We start from the raw sequence: 16,457 nt of genomic DNA on the forward strand, positions 1-16,457 counted from the left end.
AGGTGAGTACTACTGTCTCCCATGTGCGACACGTCACATCATGTCGTGCGGTGGACGGTCGGGATCACGCGGAGACCCAGGGCCTCCTCGGAAACTGCTCAGGGGGACCGTGCGTCTACCCGGGTATGGCCTTCGCACCCGAGCCGCCGTCCTGGCAGCGCTGCGACCGGGGTGCGGCCGGACCGGACGGGTCCGGCTGCATCGGCCGCGCGGTCGCTCCGCACACCGAGTGTCTTGCTCATCTGTCCGATGCGCAGAGCGAGGCCTACTTCGCCTCTTTGGCCCCCGGGAGTCGCGTCGACCATCCGGGCACCACGTTCGACGCCGCGCTGCTGGGACGGTTGCTGAACGCCGTGCGGGACCCTGAGACGGGTCGGCCCCGGCTGTCCACGGCCGGATTCGCGCGGGCGACCTTCGAAGGTTATGCCGATTTCGGCCTGGCGTGTTTCGAGGGCAATGCCATATTCGACGCCGCTCGGTTCAAAGGCGTCGCCGGTTTCGGCACGGTGACCTTCGGACAACATGCGGGTTTCGAGTCGACCTTCTTCGAAGGTGACGCCCGGTTCGGTTCGGCACGGTTCGAGGCCAACGCCGATTTCCGGTCGGCGAGTTTCACCCGCTCCGGCTGGTTCGAGTCCGCGGTGTTCATCGGTCCGGCCGGGTTCGGCGGCTCGCGGACACTGTTCGGCGGACCGGCCGGGTTCGCCTCTGCGGAGTTCAGGGACAAGGCCGAGTTCAGCTGGGCCAACTTCAGCAGTTCGGTCACGTTCTGCTCAGCCACTTTCAAAGGCGACGCGCGGTTCGAATCCACCAAATTCCTAAGCGCCGTCACCTTCGATTCGGCGACCTTCGAGATGTACACCGAGTTCAACTCGGCGGAATTCACAGGCGAGGCCGGATTTCACGCCACGAACTTCGTGGGTTCCGCCTGGTTCGAGTCGTCGGTCTTTCGGCAGATCGTCTCGTTCGGCTCGGCGGCATTCCGTTCGGACGCCCGATTCGGCTCGGCGCGCTTCGCCGAACAAGTCACGTTCGCTTCAGCCGTGTTCGAGGGCGGTACCGGGTTCGAGTCCACAACCCTGTCCGGAGACGCGGACTTCTCCTCGGCGACGTTCACGCGGACGTCCCATCTCGGCCCGCTGACCTGCGAGGGCGACATGGTGCTGACGAGGGCGGTGTTCAAGGCGCCCGTGACGCTCGCCATCACCGCCCGCCATCTGGTCTGCCGACGGACCCGCTGGACCTCGATGACCGCCCTGAGGCTGCGCCGTACCACGCTCGACTTCACCAACGCGGTCTTCGAGCAACCCCTCAGCGTCTCCGCCGTGCCCGGACCCGGTGATCCTCCGGTACGAGTCGTCTCGCTGCACGGCGTGGACGCGGCCCACCTGGTACTCGCCGATGTCGATCTGTCCCGCTGCCCCTTCACCGGGATCGTCCACCTCGACCAGCTGAAACTGGAGGGCATCTGCTCCTTCGCCGAGGTCCCCGCGGGAACTCACTGGCAGCGCTGGCTCCCCGTACGGTTCACACCGCGCCGCACCCTGGTCGAGGAGCACCGCTGGCGCGCATGCCGGCCCGGCGCGGCCGACGGCTGGACCAGGGACGAATCCGCCGTCGGCAAGAGTCGGCCGATGGCGCTGGCAGCCGTGTACAGGGCCCTGCGCAAGTCGTTCGAGGACAGCAAGAACGAGCCGGGCGCCGCCGACTTCTACTACGGCGAGATGGAGATGCGGCGCCACGCGGAGGAGACGCCTCGCGCCGAACGCGGCCTGCTCACGGCGTACTGGGCCCTGTCCGGATACGGGCTGCGCGCGAGCCGCGCCGTGGGCTGGCTGCTGCTCGCCATGGCCGGCACGGTCCTGGCGATGACGCTCTGGGGAACCCCGACGCAGAGCGGCGGGGCCACATCGGCCCATGGTCCCGGGACCCCGTCGACCTACGACCCCGGGAACCGGTTCGACCGGAGCCTGCGAGTCGTGGTGAACTCCGTGGTCTTCCGCTCATCCGGCCAGGACCTGACCACGGCCGGCGCGTACATAGAGATGGGCGCCCGGCTGACGGAGCCGTTCCTGCTCGGTCTCGCCGTCCTTGCCCTGCGTGGACGCGTCAAGCGATAACGTCCCCTCGACCGGACGAGATCTACGCGCGAGGGAGCGGCATGAGCGAGGGCTCGGGTGGGGAACCCGTCCTGGTGACCGGTGGCAGCGGGTTCGTCGGGAGTCATCTGGTCGCGCGACTGCTTGAGCGCGGGTACCGGGTGCGGGCCACCGTGCGGAGTACGGGGAATGCCGCGAAGGTGGCTCCCCTCCGCACGATGCAGAAGCAGCATCCGGACCAACTCGACCTCTTCGAGGCCGACTTGCTCGTCGACGGGGACTTCGACGCGGCGATGGAAGGGTGCGGGGTCGTGTTCCATGTGGCCTCGCCCTTCCTCATGCCGGAGAAGATCAAGGACGGGCAGCGGGACGTGGTCGAGCCCGCGCTCGTCGGGACGCGGAACGTGCTGGGGAGCGTGGAGCGGACGCCCAGCGTGCGGAGGGTGGTGTTCACCTCCACCGTGGGGGCCGTCTTCGGGGACTACATCGACGTGTTGGAAATGGACGGGGGTGTGCTCAGCGAGAAGTACTTCAACACCACCAGCACCGTGGAGAACAACCCGTACCACTACGCCAAGACCGTTGCCGAGCAGGCCGCTTGGGAGGCCGCGGAGGGCCAGACACGGTGGCGGCTCGTCTCCGTCAACCTGGGACTCGTCCTCGGACCGTCCCTCACCCCCGCCTCCGACTCCGGCAGCCTCTTCCTCCTCGACGAGCTCTTCAAGGGCTACTTCTTCTACGGTGCCCCCGACTTCAGCTTCACCACGGTCGACGTCCGCGATGTCGCCGACGCCCACATCGCCGCCGCGGAGAACGAGGACGCGCACGGCCGGTATGTCATCGCCGCCGAGCGAATGTCCTCCTTCCACGACATGGCCCGGGCCCTCCGCGCCCGCTACCCGAGAAACCTGCGCCTCCCCCGAACCCGCCTCCCCCACTGGCCCGTCCGCATCCTCGGCCCCGCCTTCGGCCTGACCCAGGACTACATCCGCAAACACCTCGGCATACGCTTCGAGGTCGACAACGGGCGTGGGGTACGGGAGTTGGGGATCAGATATCGGCCCATCGAGGAGACGGTGCTCGACCATTACGAGGCCTGGCGGCAACAGACCCGCTAAGGCAGGGAACCGTACAGTGCGGCACCCACGGCGGCGAAGGCCGCGCCGACCCAGCGGGGGCAGGAACGGTTGCGTCTTCCGGCCGCGTAGGTGAGCGCCGATCCGGCCATGGCGGGCCACAGGACGCTGAACATGGCGGTCCCGGAAGAAAGGTGGCCGCCGATGACGGCGGCGATCGCGTATCCGGCGACCGCGCCCAGGGCGACCAACGGGAAGTCTGGATCGATCGGGTTCCAGGCGTCGGAGGCCGTCCCTCGACGCCTGGCCCGGACGGAGAGCGCGATCGACGCGATTAGGGAGACCCCGGCGACCGCGGTCCACAGGAGTGCCGGGGCGACCAGGAGGGGATTGGGTGAGTCGGGTGAGTCCACGCGACAAGGGTGCCGTCGGTTCCTTCACCGACGCCACCCGCTACGGCCCCCTCCTCGCCTCCCCCAGCGTTCCCCTCAACCTCTGTGCGCGCAGCACCAGTTCGAGTTCGAAGCGGCGGTCCGGGTCGTCTATCTCGTCGCCCCAGAGTTCGCGGATCTGGCGGAGGCGGTAGCGGACCGTTTGGGGGTGGACGCCCAGGCGGGTCGCGACCTCTGGGGCTCCGCCTCTTGTTTCCAGCCAGGCCAATAGCGTTTCCGCGAGGCGGCGGCCGTGGGTTGGGCCGCTGTGGGCCAAGGGGGCCAGGCAGCGTAGGGCCAAGTCGTCTATCAGTTCCTCCGGTTGGAGGAGGATCAGCGCCTCGGTGTGCTCGGTGCAGTGCAGGACGTCTCCGGCCGGGAGCAGGCCCCGTTCCACCAGGCGTACCGCCGCCTCCGCCCAGTGCAGTGACTTCGCCGCGTCGGCGAGGGGGACCGGTGGGCCTATCGCGCCCGACCAGCCGGTGAGGGCGCGGTGGAGGAGTTCGGGGCGGCCGGCGGCGTCCGGTTCGGGGACGACCATGCGGGGCTGCTCGTACTCCATGTCGAGGAGGACGCCCTCGCCGACCGCCGGGGCCACGGCTTCGCGGGCCGGGCGCAGCAGTACGCCCACCGCGACCTTTCTCGGCAGTGGCCAGCCGACCCGTGCGGCCCGTTCGGTGAGTGCCTCCGCCGGGTCGCCGCCTCGGTGGTGTTCGGCCAACAGCAGTTCCATCAGGCGGCGTTGGAGGCGCAGGCGTTCGCCGGCCTGCCGTGCCGCCGCCTCCGCGTAGCCGCGTACCGACTGGTCGACCAGGCCGTCCAGGTACTCGTAGCCCGCATCGACGAGTTCGTACATCGCCGGCGGCGGGATCTCCACGCGCTGGCCGATCTCCGCGAAACGGCGCCAGGCCAGCCGTACGCCCATGCGGTAGATCGCCTGGAGGGAGTCCAGGGAGCGGCCGTGCAGGCCCTCGCCGCGGCCGAACTCCTGGAAGACGCCCGGCGGTACGGTCGGGCGGCCCTCGGAGGTCTCCAGGTGCTGGACGAAGACCTCGATGGCACGGCGGATACCGACCATGGCCATCGGCTCGCCCGACTCGTCCAGGACGACCGGGAGATGGGGGTACTCGCGGCGGATCTCGCGCAGGATCTCCTCGGCCAGCGCGGGCGCCTCCGCCATGGCCAGCGCGGCGAACTCGCGGACCTGGAGGCGAGGCACGTCGTGCCAGGCCGAGAGCGTGGCGGTGGCGGGTGATCGGGCCGGCGTCACCCGTCAACTCCCCTGTCCGGCTTGCTCGTACGTGATCAACGGCGTGTTCGGCTGGTCCGGGGTCGCGTCGAGCAGCGCGACGATACCGAGCGCGGCGCCCACCGCGAGAAGGGCGGCGGCCACGACGGTGAGTGCGGCGGCGAGCAGTCTGGACATCGCAGGGTCAGCCTCTCTGTCGGGAGGTCGTCCCCACCCCGCTGTCCCACCCCTGCCCGTCGGCCCAGTGTCGACAAGCATTGACACCCCGTCAAGAGGCGCCTACGGTCCCGGGCCCATGGAACGGCCCGACTCCGTCATCCCTCCCCCCTGGAGTGCCCGGATGCGCCGTACAGCCTCACCAACCTCCTTGATACTGCTCGGTCTCGGCGTGTTTCTGCTGGTCCTGGCGCCGATGCTGGCGTGGTACGTACAGCCGCGGGCCGCCGTGAACCCGATCGACATCGACACCACCGCCGTCTACCAGGGCACCGGTGCCTACTTCGACACCGACGAGCTGAAGACCGTCACCGACAAGCGCATCACCGTCACCCAGCAGGTCCGCGGCAACGTCGAGGACAGCGAGAAGAGCGGCGACGCGGTCTGGGACGTGACGACGACCGTCGACACGGACAAGTCGCTGCCGGCCGCCGATCCGCACGACGCGCTGGAGTTCTTCCTCAACCGCTGGGTCACCGACCGCAAGACCAACAAGCCGGTGCACTGCTGCGAGGAGAATCCGTACTTCGAGGGCGACGCCTACCTCAAGTTCCCCTTCGACGTGCACAAACGCTCCTACCAGTGGTGGGACAACTCGCTCGGCGACGTGATCACGCTGCACTACGCCGGCAAGCAGAAGGTCCAGGGCTACACCGGCCTCGCCTTCACCGGCACGGTCCCGCCGACGAAGATCGGCACCCGGCTGGTGCCGGGCAGCCTCGTCGACCAGCCCAACCAGCCCCAGGTGCTGGCCGAGGAGTGGTACTCCAACCACGGCGTCCGCCTCGTCGTCGACCAGCGCACCGGCCGCGTGATCTACGCCCAGGTCGGCCCCCGACGTACTCTGCGCGCGCCGGGGCACTCGTACGACGCGGTGCTCCTCCTGGACGCCGAGAAACTGGTCTTCACGACCGCCACGCAGAAATCCCAGGTGAAGTTGGCCAAAAAGGAGAGCGGCCAACTGCGCATGGTGGGGCAGACGTTGCCGATAGGAGCCGCTGTGGCCGGATTCGTCCTGGCCGCAGTAGGGGGCGTTTTGGTGGTACGCGGGCGAAGGCGCCCCCAATCGCCTGATTCGTCCGGGACTGGGCTCACGATGTGACATGACGTCAGTTCTAATAAAGCCCGAAATTGTCATCTCGGTGAGTAGCCGTGGCGAACGGCGGGGCGAAAACTGTCCAACCCCACCCCAGCACAACCCGTCCACACCCCCCTCCTGAGAAGGGCTCAGTTCCCCCACAGCCACAGCACAGAAGTAGCCACGAAGTCGGCGCGGCAGCGCGGCGGTTCAGGTCGCCGCGAGGCCGCGAGGACCTCGCCACTGAGTTCCGCACCCTGAGACGAGTTGGAGCACACATGCCCCAGCACGTGCCTTCCTCGCTGCGTGCCGTGCCACCCCGGGCGGCGCCGCAGCACCCTTCGGCGCCTCCCCCACAACCGCGCCGAATCGTTTTCCTCGCCCACCGGGATCTGGACAACCCGGCGGCCGGCGGCTCCGAGCTGCTGGTCGACCGGCTCGCCGACGGACTGACCGGACTCGGCCATCAGGTGACGCTGCTGTGCGGCGGACCCGCGGCCTTCCGGGACTACCGCGTCGTGTCGGCGGGCGGTTCGTTCGACCACTATTTGCGCGCCCGCTCCGCCTTCGCCCGCCAGATCGGCGACTGCGACCTGCTGGTCGAAGTCTGCAACGGCATGCCGTACTTCGCGCCGGTCTGGCACCGCGGGCCCACGCTGTGCCTGGTCAACCACGTCCACTCCGACCTGTGGGCGATGCGGTTCGGCGGGCCGTTGACGCCGGCCGCGCGGCTCGGGCGAAGACTTGAGCAGTGGGCGTTGACCGGCGCGAGTGGCTCCGCCGGTTCGGGGAGGGGTCTGCTGGTCGCGGTGTCGCCCTCCACCGCGCATGCGCTCCGCGCGATCGGCGTGGATCGGGACCGGATCAGAGTCGTGCACAACGGAGTTGAGGAACCGGGGCCTCTTGGCGATCGGTCGGCCGAGCCGTTGTTCGTGGCCGTGGGGCGATTGGTCGAGTACAAGCGGATCGATCTGCTGCTGCGGCTGTGGGAACGGGTGCGGCCCGTCACCGGCGGGCGGCTGGTCATCGTCGGGGACGGGCCCGAGAGAGAGCGGCTTGAGCAACTCGCCGGTCCTGGTGTGGAGTTCGCCGGGCATGTGTCCGAGGAAGAGAAGCATCGGCTGTTGTGCGCGGCTTGGTTGTTGTTGCATCCGTCCGCCGTGGAGGGGTGGGGGCTGGTCGTCACGGAGGCCGCCACCCGGGAGACGCCGACCATCGCTTTTGATGTACCTGGGCTGCGGGATTCTGTGGTGGACGGGGAGACCGGTGTGCTCGCGCACGGGGAGTCGTCTTTTGCAGCCGCCTGGTGCACGCTTGCCCTCTCGGGCGAGCGGCGGGAGTTGATGGGGAAGGTTGCTCGGGAGCGGGCTGCTCGTTTTCGGTGGGACCGTACGGTGAGACAGTTTCGAGCCGTTGCCGCCGAGGCGGTGGCGGGCTGGGGGTCGTGATGCGGCCTGGGGTGCGTCGTGGCTGGTCGCGCAGTTCCCCGCGCCCCTCAAGGGGCATGCAGCACAGCCCGGATTTCAAGGACCCTTCCGTTCGGCGGTCCCTCGCTCTCTTTCGGGCCTTTCTGCATGAGCAGGACGATCCCGAAGCCTGTTACTCGCTCCTCGCCCGTGACGCTGCCGATCAGGTCGAGGCCTACGGTGGATCCCTCGCCGGAAAGACCGTTGTCGATGTCGGTGGTGGCAGTGGGTACTTCACCTCGGAGTTCCGGAGACGCGGAGCGCACGCGTATCTCTTCGAGCCCGACATCAGCGAGTTGGGCGAGAAGCCTCCAGACTCCTCCGTCATCGCCGACGGCTACCTGTTGCCGTTGTCCGACGGAGTCGCCGATGTCACCTTCTCCTCCAACGTGTTGGAGCACGTCGCCGATCCGCAGACGTTTCTGAGTGAGTTGGCTCGGGTGACGCGGCCCGGTGGGCTGATCTATGTGTCGTTCACCAACTGGCTGTCCCCGTGGGGCGGTCACGAGTGGGCGCCGTGGCACTACTTCGGTGCCGAGCGGGCCCGCGCACGCTACCGGCGGCGGACCGGAAAGCCGGCCAAGCACACCCTCGGCGAGAACCTGTTCGCCGTGCACATCGGCGCCACCCTGCGGCAGGTGCGCGCGCGTGACGACGTCACGGTCGTCTCGGCGCGTTCCCGCTACTGGCCGTTCCTCGCCGAGACCGTCGTGAAGGCGCCCGGCATAAGGGAGTTGGCCACCTGGAACCTCCTCCTCATACTCCGGCGGTGTCCCCCATGACGACCACGGTCCAGGCTCCTCCTCCGGCAACCGTCCCCACCGCGAGGGCCACTTCGGGTCCGCCGGAGGGGCCGCGGTCGCGCCGCTTGCTGGTCGGGTTCTGGGCCGTGGCGTTCGTGCTGTTCCTGGTGGTGCATCCGGGGCGGCAGACCTTCGACACCAAGCTGGGTGTGACGGTCGATCCGGGCGCGTTCTTCTCCGATCTCGGGCAACTCTGGCATGACCAGGGGTCGTTCGGCGGGATCCAGGACCAGTACGCCGGGTATCTGTGGCCGATGCTGCCGTTCTACTGGCTGGCGCATGCCGTGCAGCTGCCGGTGTGGCTGGCGGAGCGGCTGTGGCTGTCGTTGATCGTGTCCGTCGCCTTCTGGGGTGCGCTGCGGCTGGCCGAGCGGCTGCGGATCGGGACCGACGGGTCGCGGCTGCTCGCGGCGGTGGCGTACGCGCTGTGGCCCGTGTTCACGATCGTGGTCGGTTCCACGTCGGCCGCCGCGCTGCCCGGTGCCTTTCTGCCCTGGGTGCTGCTGCCGTTGACCGACGAGCGGTACACCGCCCGGATCGCCGCCCTGCGTTCGGCGTTGATCGTGCCGTTCATGGGCGGGGTCAACGGCGCTTCCACGCTGGCCTCGTTGCTTCCGGTCGGGCTGTATCTGCTGTCCCGGCCGCCGGGACCACGGCAGCGCAAGCTGATCGCGTGGTGGGTGCCGGGGGTGATCGTGGCGACCGCCTGGTGGTGGATCCCGCTGCTCATGCTCGGTGTCTACGGCGAGAACTTCCTTCCGTACGTGGAGACTTCGCAGACCACGACGGCCACCATGTCGGCGACGGAGGCGCTGCGCGGGGCCGGTGACTGGGTCGCGTATCTGCACTTCGGGGAAGCGTGGCTGCCCGCCGGGTGGGTCGTGGCGTCCTCGGTCGTCGTGATCGTCTGCTCGGCGCTCGCGGCCGGGCTCGGGCTCGCCGGACTCGCCAGACGGGACATGCCCGAGCGGCGGTGGCTCGTGCTGACCGTCATGACGGTCTCGCTGCTGCTGCTCGCCGGGTACGGCGGTGCGTTCGGCGCGCCCTTCCACGGGGTGGTGCAGGACTGGCTGAACGGGTGGCTCGTACCGTTCCGCAACATCTACAAGTTCCAGACGGGGCTCGCCCTGGCGTTGGTGCTCGGGATCGCCCATCTGGTCGGGGTGGCCGCCGAGCCACGCGGTGCCCGGCCGGTGCGCGGGCGCCGGTTCGCGCCGCTGATCGCGGCCGTGCTGATCCTGCCGGGGCTGATGTGGCCGTATCTCAACGGGTCGATCCTCAGCCCGGGTTCCTTCCAGGAGCTGCCCAAGTACTGGTCCACCACGGCCGACTGGCTGAAGAAGTACTCCCCCGACTCCCGCGCCCTCGTCGTCCCCGCCACCGCGCACGGCCTCTACACCTGGGGCTCACCCATCGACCAGCCCCTCGACGTGCTCGCCGAGTCCCGCTGGGCACAGCGCGATTACGTCCCCTTCGGCACTCCGGGCAACCGGCGCGCGATGGACGCCGTCGAGAACGCGCTGACTTCCGGCAGTGAAGTCCCTGGCCTGGCTGACTACTTGAGCCGTGCCGGTGTCTTCTACGTCGTCGTCCGCAACGACCTCGACCAGAACCAGGTCGGCTCCGTACCGACCACCACCGTCAAACGCACCCTGGAACAGTCCGGGTACCGGCGGGTGACCGGGTTCGGGCCGGTCATGACGGGCGGGACCATCGCCCACGACTCCCCGCTCCAGGTGGAGGGGCTGTACTCACGGCAACGCGCGGTGGAGATCTACGAACCCGCCGACCAGGACGTGCCCAGGCCCGGGCAGGCGCACCTCCTCCCGGTCGCCGACACCGCCGTCGTGTCCGGTGGCCCCGAGTCCCTGCTGCCACTGGCGTCCGACCTCCGCGGCCGAGCCACGGTCCTGACCGGCGACAACCACCCCGGTCTCGGCACCCCCGCGCTTCAGGTGACCGGTGACGGACTGCGCCGCGCGGACACCCGCTTCGGCCTGGTCAGCGCCAACACCTCGTACACGTACACGAGTTCGGAGCGGAACCCGCCGGACGCCGTGCAGGACGCGGGCGGGAAACCGCACCAGATCCTGCCGACCAAGGGCCTCGACCACCAGACCGTGGCCCAACTGCGCGGCGCACGCTCGGTGTCGGCGTCCTCCTACGGCAACTGGCTTTTCTCGCTGCCGCAGTACGACCCGGTGAACGCCTTCGACGGCAACCCGGACACCGCGTGGGCCGAGGGCGCGCCCGGTTCGGCGGACGGGCAGTGGCTGCGGATCGGTTTCACCGACTCCTACGACATGCCGTCCTCCTTCAAGGTCACGCCGTTGCCGCAGGAGAGCGTGCGCTCGGCGGCCACGAAGGTGCGGGTGGAGACGGAGAAGGGGTCGAGGACCAGCTTCCTCAAGCCGAACGGCACCACGCAGACCATCAAGGCGCCCACGGGCGAGACGAGTTGGATGAAGCTGACGATCGTCGGCTCCGTGGCGCGGCACACCGGACTCACCGGCGCCGGGTTCTCCGAGATCGCCCTGCCGGACGTCCAGGTGACCCGGCTGCTGCGGCTGCCGACCGACGCGGACAGCTCCGACGCGGCCGCCTCGCTGATCTCCCTGCACCGCACGCCCGACCCGACCGGCCTCTCCGCCACCGGCACGGAGGCCGGCCTGCACCGGACCTTCTCGACGAACTCGGCCGGCACGTACGAGGTGAAAGCGGGCGCGGTGCCGGTGAGCGGCGAGGCGCTCGACAAGCTGCTGTACCAGGTCGCGCCCGATCAGCAGAACCGGATCGTCGCCACCGCCGACTCCACGGCGGACCTCGGCGCGGGCCTGTCGGCGCGCAACCTCACCGACGGCGACCTGACGACGGCGTGGGTCGCGGGCGACCGGCCGACGATCCACCTGAGTTGGAGCGGCAAGCAGGCGGTCGGGGAAGTCGTGCTGGCGCCCGCCGGCGGGCTGTCCACCCGGGCCACGCAGGTCGACATCAGCTCCCCGGACGGCGCGACGATCGCCGGCGTCGACGAGAACGGCGTGGCCCGCTTCGACCCGATCACCACGGACCGGCTCGACATCACGATCACCCAGACCGCCCCGCTGACCCTCCACAACCCGGTCGCCGACGAGGACTTGAAACTGCCGGTGGGCCTGACCGAGGCGTACATCCCGGCCCTCGACCAGTACCGCACCAAACAGCCCAGCCCCACGCGGACGTTCGAGCTGCCGTGCGGTCAGGGTCCGGTGGTGTCGGTGGACGGCGAGCTGTACCAGACGAGTGTGAAGGGCACCGTGCGGGACCTGACCGAGCGCCGGCAGGTCGAGGTGACGCTGTGCCAGGAAGGGCGCGCGGACGCCGAGTTGGAGCTGCCCTCGGGCTCGCATCGCGTCGAGGGCGGCGACAGCGGTCCCCTCGCCCTGACCGACGTGACCCTCACCCGCGGGACGGTAACCGAACCCACGGCCGAGGCACGGGAGTTGACGATCCGGGACTGGCTGGGCGACCGCCGCGAGGTGGCGGTCGGCTCGGGCGCGGCCACCTATCTGACGACGTACGAGAACTTCAACGACGGCTGGAAGGCCACGCTCGGCGGCAAGGAGCTGACCCCGGTCCGGCTCGACGGGTGGCAGCAGGGCTGGCGGGTCCCGGCCGGGGCGGGCGGTGCGGTGAAGCTGTCGTACGAGCCCGCGACGACGTACGAGGGCGGGCTGATCGGCGGTGCGGTCGGGATCGCGGCCCTCATCGGCCTGGTCGTCTGGCGCCGCCGCGTCCCGAACCCCGACGAGCCCCAACCGGTCCCGCCGCACCCCGGGTTGTGGCTCGGCACCGTGGCGCTCACGCTGGTCGGCATCGTGATAGCCGGCTGGTTCGCCCTGCTGGTCCCGGCGCTGGCGCTCCTGGCGTACCGACGCCACCAGTTCCTCGTACCGATCGCCTTCGCGGCCCTGGCGGGAGCGGGCATCGCCGCCGCCACGGGGGCCGGGGAGCCGGTGGGCGCGGGCGAGGGGGCGTTCGGTCACGCGGCTCAACTGCTGGCGTTGATCGGGTTGTTCGCGGGTCTGGTGAGTGTGCGGGAGCCGTACGGCGGCTACGCGGGTGACCCTGAGCGGGGCCGTCCCTACGGGTTCGGGTCCGGGTCCAGGTCCGGTGATACGGCGGTGCTGCCGCCAACTCCCGCGAGCGGGCCGCCGCCCGGCTTCGAGGCACCCCCGGCGCAGCCGCTGCCGCAACGGCACCCGGGCGAGAGCGGGCCGCCGACCAGGAGCGGAACGGCAGGCCGGAGGGGGACGGCGACCGGGAGCAGGACGGCGGCCGAGGGTGAACCGACGACCGGGAGCGAGCCGACGATCGAGGGGGAACCGGCGACCGGGAGCGAGCGGCCGGCCGAGGGTGGGCCCCCGACACCCGCCCCGGTACCCCGTCCCGCCTCCGTCCCCCGCCCCGACGCCGGGCCGCCCATCTCCGCGCGCGGTCCCGGTGGCCCCGACCCCAACCCGCCGACCGCACGGATCCCGCTCGGCAAGCCCGTACTCCGGCCCACTCCGCCCGAGGAGCCCGGAGCACCGAAAGCGACCGGACACACCGCGGACGCCGCAGCCACCCCCGACCCGCGGCGGACCGACGACTCCTCCGCCGCACCGACCGACCCCGTACCGACCGACCCCGCGCCGGAGGACCGTAGGGGAAGGGGCGAATCCACATGACCGCACTCGAACACCCCGCCCGCGCCGGCGGCCCCGCGCGGCCGTCCGCCCGCATCCCCTTCCCGCTCGTCGACGAAGTCTCCCGGCACTGTGTGCAGGAGGAGGAGCCGGAGACGGTGCACATCGAGGTGCATCTGCCGGGGCCGCTCGACCGGGACCGGCTGACCGCGGCCTTCCTGGAGGCGTTGAGTCGGCATCCTCGGGTCCTCATGCGTGAGGCGCCCGGTCCCTGGTACCGGCGGCGCTACGAATGGGAGTTGACGGCGGAGCCGGACGTGGAGGTGGTGAGCTTTCCGCCGGCGGGACCGAACGCGTTGCGGGACGCCAGGACGCGTGCGCTGACCTCGGCTCCGTCGCTGTCGCTGTCGCCGCCGGTCCGGCTGGAGGTGGTGGCGGACGCGGGGCGGGCCGAGGGCAGCGAGGCGACGGACGCGGTCGGGCACCCGGCGGCACAGCGGCAGACCCGCACCCCGCGAACCGGCGGAGCCAAAGGCACGGTTCTCTTCCTCACCATCAACCACACCGCCCTCGACGGACCCGCCTGCCTCCGAGTCCTCGCCACGGCAGCGGAGTTGTACGGCGGCCGGGACAACTCCCCCGCCGCACCCCCCGTCCGCCCACCCGAGCCACCGCAACCGCCCGCCGACACCCCCTCCAACTGGTCCCCACCCGCCCGGGTCGCCCCCGGCACCCCGGAGCCCTCCCCCGGCAACGGCCTGCTCGTCACCGAACTCCCGCTCCCGCACCGCCCCAAGGGCTCCCCCTACACCGTGAACGACCAGCTCATGGTCACCACAGCCCTGACGATCACCCACTGGAACAGGGAACACGGCGCCACGCCCCGCCCGTTGCGCATCACCATGCCGGTGGACGACCGGCCCCGGGACGCCACCATGCCCATCGGCAATGGCACCCGACTCGTCGAAGTCCCTTTCTCCGTCGAGGAGTTGGACGCACACGGCCGTCAAGGAAACTCCGCCGACATGCCGGAGCTGCTGCGCCGCACAGCAGCCCGAACCCGCGCCCTGAAAGCCCAACCGCGCCCTCAACTCGGCCACGGCGCGGCCTTGTTGACCGCACCCATCACGCCTGTGGCCTGGCGCGCGGCCGCCACCCGAGGACTACGGCGGGCCGCCGCGAGCTGGACCTCGACGACGCTGCTCAGCAACATCGGCCGTATCCCGTACGCGTTGGACTTCGGCGAGGAGGCGGGACGGGCGCACGCGGTGTGGTTCTCGGCCCCGGCCCGGATGCCGCGCGGCCTCACCGTGACCACCGCCTCCACGGCGGGCCGGCTGCACCTCGCCCTGCGCTGGTCCCGCGCGCTGCTCGGGCACGGGGACGGCGCCCATGTCCGGGACCTGTTCGAGCACTACCTGCACACGACGGAGACAGGGACACAGCCGGAGACAGGGACGGAGAAGGGCACATGACCACCACCGCCGCGCTCCCGCGCGAGCTCCGGGACTTCTACGAGAACCCGTCCGTGCCCGTCGCCTCCGGCACCTCGCGCAGTCTGCGCCAGGCCCGCATGCTGGCCGCCGCGCTCGGCCCGGCGGGCCACAGGCCGTGCACCGTCCTCGACATCGGCTGCGGCGACGGCACCGCCGCGGCCACCGCAGCCCCGCTGCTCGCCGGGCACCGGCTGATCGGCGTGGACTGGTCGCAGGACGCGCTGCGGCGGGCCCGCACCCGGCTGCCGGACGCCGTGCGCGGTGAACTCACCGGCGGCGGGCTGCCGTTCGGGGCCGGAGCCGCGGACGCCGTGGTGTTCAGCGAGGTCGTCGAGCATCTCGTCGACCCGGACGCGGCCCTCGACGAGATCCGCCGCGTACTGCGCCCCGGGGGTCATCTGATGCTGTCCACACCGAACTTGGCCGCCTGGTACAACCGCGGTCTGCTGCTGGCCGGAGTGCAGCCGGTGTTCTCCGAGGTGAGTCTGCGGGCCATCCACGGGCGGCCGGGGTCGGAGGTCGTCGGGCATCTGCGGCTCTACACCGCCCGTGCGCTCAGGGAGTTCGTGGCCGCGTCCGGCTTCACGGTCGTGGAGGTGCGGGGCGCGCCCTTCCACGGCGTACCGCGTGCGCTGCGCCCGCTCGACCGGCTCGCCTGTGCCAGACCGTCCCTCGCCTCGATCCTCCTGCTGCACGCACGCAAGACGTAAGGGGGCGTGGCCCATGTGGGTGGGAGTGGCCGCGGCCCTGCTGGCGAACCTTCTCTACAGCCTCGGATTCGTCCTGGAGAAGCGGGCGTTGTCGAGCCTGCCCGAGGTGACGATCCGTCAACCCGCGCGGCTGCTGCGGCTGGTGATCGGCAGCCCGCTGTGGATCGGCGGCTCGCTCACGCTGGCCGCCGGTTTCGGCGCGCAGCTCGTCGTCTACCGGACGCTGCCGATCGCCGCCGCGCAGGGCATCTTCGTCTCCGGCCTGGTGCTGCTGGTGCTGCTGTCCGCGCGGCTGCTCGGCGAGGAGACGACCGGCCGCGAGCGGTACGCGCTGGGCGCGATCCTGGCCGCGCTGCTCATGGTCGTGCTCTCCCTGAAGGAGGCAGGCGCCGGTGCGGACACCGTCAGCCGCAGTGCGCCGTATCCACTGATCCTGCTGGTGTGCGTGCCGTCCCTGGCCGGGGGCGTGTGGCTGTACGGGGCCGCCGAGCGCCGGGCCAGGCACCGGCACCGCGCGCCGACCACGGGTGTGGAGTACGGCGTGGCGGTGGGCCTGTTGTATGGAGTCAGCTCGCTGGCGATCAAGGGGGTGTCGAGTTATCTGACGACAAGTGGCCTGGGCGGTGCGGTCGTTGATCTGCTGCGCTCCCCGTACCCGTATCTCCTGCTGTGCACCGGCGTGTTCGGCCTGATCATGTCGCAGGCGGCGCTGCAGCGCTGCCGGGCCTCGCTGATCGTGCCGGTGTGCACGACAGTGACCTGTCTGTACACGGCGGTGCTCGGCACGCTCTCGTTCGGCGAGGCGCTGCCGCACGACCCGGTACGGCTCTCCCTGCGGATCGGCGGCACCGCCCTGGCCGTGTCCGTGCTGCTGGCCATGCCCAGGCACGATCCCGCACCCCAACCCCCCATCGGTGCCAAGGAGTTGACGCCACCATGAACCCCGACGACCCACTGCTGCGGATCCTGGCGTGCCCGCTCGACAAGGGCCCGCTGCATCTCGTCGCCGACGGCGAGATCCTCTACAACCCGCGCCTGCACCGCCGTTACCCGATCGTCGACGGCATCCCGCAGCTGCTGCCCTCCTCCGGCGAGCAGGTGTCGGACGACGAGCACGAGGCCCTGGTGAAACGGATGGTCCCGTGAGACCTGAATCGGAGGGCCCAGTG

At 70.5% G+C, this 16,457-nt stretch carries 13 protein-coding genes; 10 read left to right on the top strand and 3 right to left on the bottom strand.

The features are described from left to right. The first annotated feature begins 23 nt into the window (after positions 1–23). Both ACWDR3_RS13010 and ACWDR3_RS13015 read left to right on the top strand, forming a co-directional pair. Positions 24–2,120, top strand: coding sequence for a pentapeptide repeat-containing protein (locus ACWDR3_RS13010; RefSeq protein WP_450352549.1), 2,097 nt, complete (start codon positions 24–26; stop codon positions 2,118–2,120). 41 nt (positions 2,121–2,161) lie between these two features. Beyond that, positions 2,162–3,217: an NAD-dependent epimerase/dehydratase family protein gene (locus ACWDR3_RS13015; protein ID WP_450352550.1), complete on the top strand. Its 1,056-nt coding sequence runs from the start codon at positions 2,162–2,164 to the stop codon at positions 3,215–3,217. Here ACWDR3_RS13015 and ACWDR3_RS13020 read toward each other — a convergent pair. Genes ACWDR3_RS13020 through ACWDR3_RS13030 form a run of 3 tightly spaced genes read right to left on the bottom strand, consistent with a single transcriptional unit; the run spans position 3,214 to position 5,032 of the window. Then, on the bottom strand, positions 3,214–3,588 hold the full coding sequence (locus tag ACWDR3_RS13020) for a hypothetical protein (protein WP_450352551.1): 375 nt from the start codon (positions 3,586–3,588) through the stop codon (positions 3,214–3,216). The two genes, ACWDR3_RS13015 and ACWDR3_RS13020, sit on opposite strands and share 4 nt — an antisense overlap. Positions 3,589–3,628: 40 nt before the next feature. After that, positions 3,629–4,876 carry a PucR family transcriptional regulator gene (locus ACWDR3_RS13025; RefSeq protein ID WP_450352552.1) on the bottom strand — a complete coding sequence of 416 codons (1,248 nt, stop codon included), beginning with the start codon at positions 4,874–4,876 and terminating at the stop codon, positions 3,629–3,631. A gap of 3 nt (positions 4,877–4,879) precedes the next feature. Then, positions 4,880–5,032, bottom strand: a complete 153-nt coding sequence (locus ACWDR3_RS13030; protein WP_450352553.1) for a hypothetical protein — start codon at positions 5,030–5,032, stop codon at positions 4,880–4,882. Between the two features lie 163 nt (positions 5,033–5,195). Between ACWDR3_RS13030 and ACWDR3_RS13035 the strand changes: the two genes are divergently transcribed. The 8 genes from ACWDR3_RS13035 to ACWDR3_RS13070 all read left to right on the top strand — a co-directional run bounded on the left by ACWDR3_RS13035 (position 5,196) and on the right by ACWDR3_RS13070 (position 16,434). Continuing rightward, the gene (locus tag ACWDR3_RS13035; protein ID WP_450352554.1) at positions 5,196–6,173 is read left to right on the top strand and encodes a DUF3068 domain-containing protein; all 978 of its coding nucleotides are present in this window, start codon (positions 5,196–5,198) and stop codon (positions 6,171–6,173) included. Between the two features lie 254 nt (positions 6,174–6,427). After that, complete coding sequence (locus ACWDR3_RS13040) at positions 6,428–7,597, top strand: glycosyltransferase family 4 protein (RefSeq protein WP_450352555.1); 1,170 nt, start codon at positions 6,428–6,430, stop codon at positions 7,595–7,597. Between the two features lie 56 nt (positions 7,598–7,653). After that, positions 7,654–8,397: a class I SAM-dependent methyltransferase gene (locus ACWDR3_RS13045; protein ID WP_450352556.1), complete on the top strand. Its 744-nt coding sequence runs from the start codon at positions 7,654–7,656 to the stop codon at positions 8,395–8,397. Next, positions 8,394–13,124, top strand: a complete 4,731-nt coding sequence (locus ACWDR3_RS13050; RefSeq protein ID WP_450352557.1) for an alpha-(1->3)-arabinofuranosyltransferase domain-containing protein — start codon at positions 8,394–8,396, stop codon at positions 13,122–13,124. Before ACWDR3_RS13045 ends, ACWDR3_RS13050 begins: the two co-directional genes overlap by 4 nt. Beyond that, complete coding sequence (locus ACWDR3_RS13055; protein WP_450352558.1) at positions 13,121–14,557, top strand: condensation protein; 1,437 nt, start codon at positions 13,121–13,123, stop codon at positions 14,555–14,557. The genes ACWDR3_RS13050 and ACWDR3_RS13055 overlap by 4 nt, the downstream gene beginning before the upstream one ends. Next, positions 14,554–15,288, top strand: a complete 735-nt coding sequence (locus tag ACWDR3_RS13060; protein WP_450352559.1) for a class I SAM-dependent methyltransferase — start codon at positions 14,554–14,556, stop codon at positions 15,286–15,288. The genes ACWDR3_RS13055 and ACWDR3_RS13060 overlap by 4 nt, the downstream gene beginning before the upstream one ends. A 25-nt stretch (positions 15,289–15,313) precedes the next feature. Beyond that, on the top strand, positions 15,314–16,228 hold the full coding sequence (locus ACWDR3_RS13065; RefSeq protein ID WP_450352591.1) for a hypothetical protein: 915 nt from the start codon (positions 15,314–15,316) through the stop codon (positions 16,226–16,228). Continuing rightward, entirely contained in the window at positions 16,225–16,434 is a 210-nt protein-coding gene (locus ACWDR3_RS13070) for a Trm112 family protein (protein WP_401727819.1), read from the top strand. Before ACWDR3_RS13065 ends, ACWDR3_RS13070 begins: the two co-directional genes overlap by 4 nt. Positions 16,435–16,457 lie beyond the last annotated feature (23 nt).

This window comes from Streptomyces sp. NPDC001002 (genome assembly GCF_053599215.1).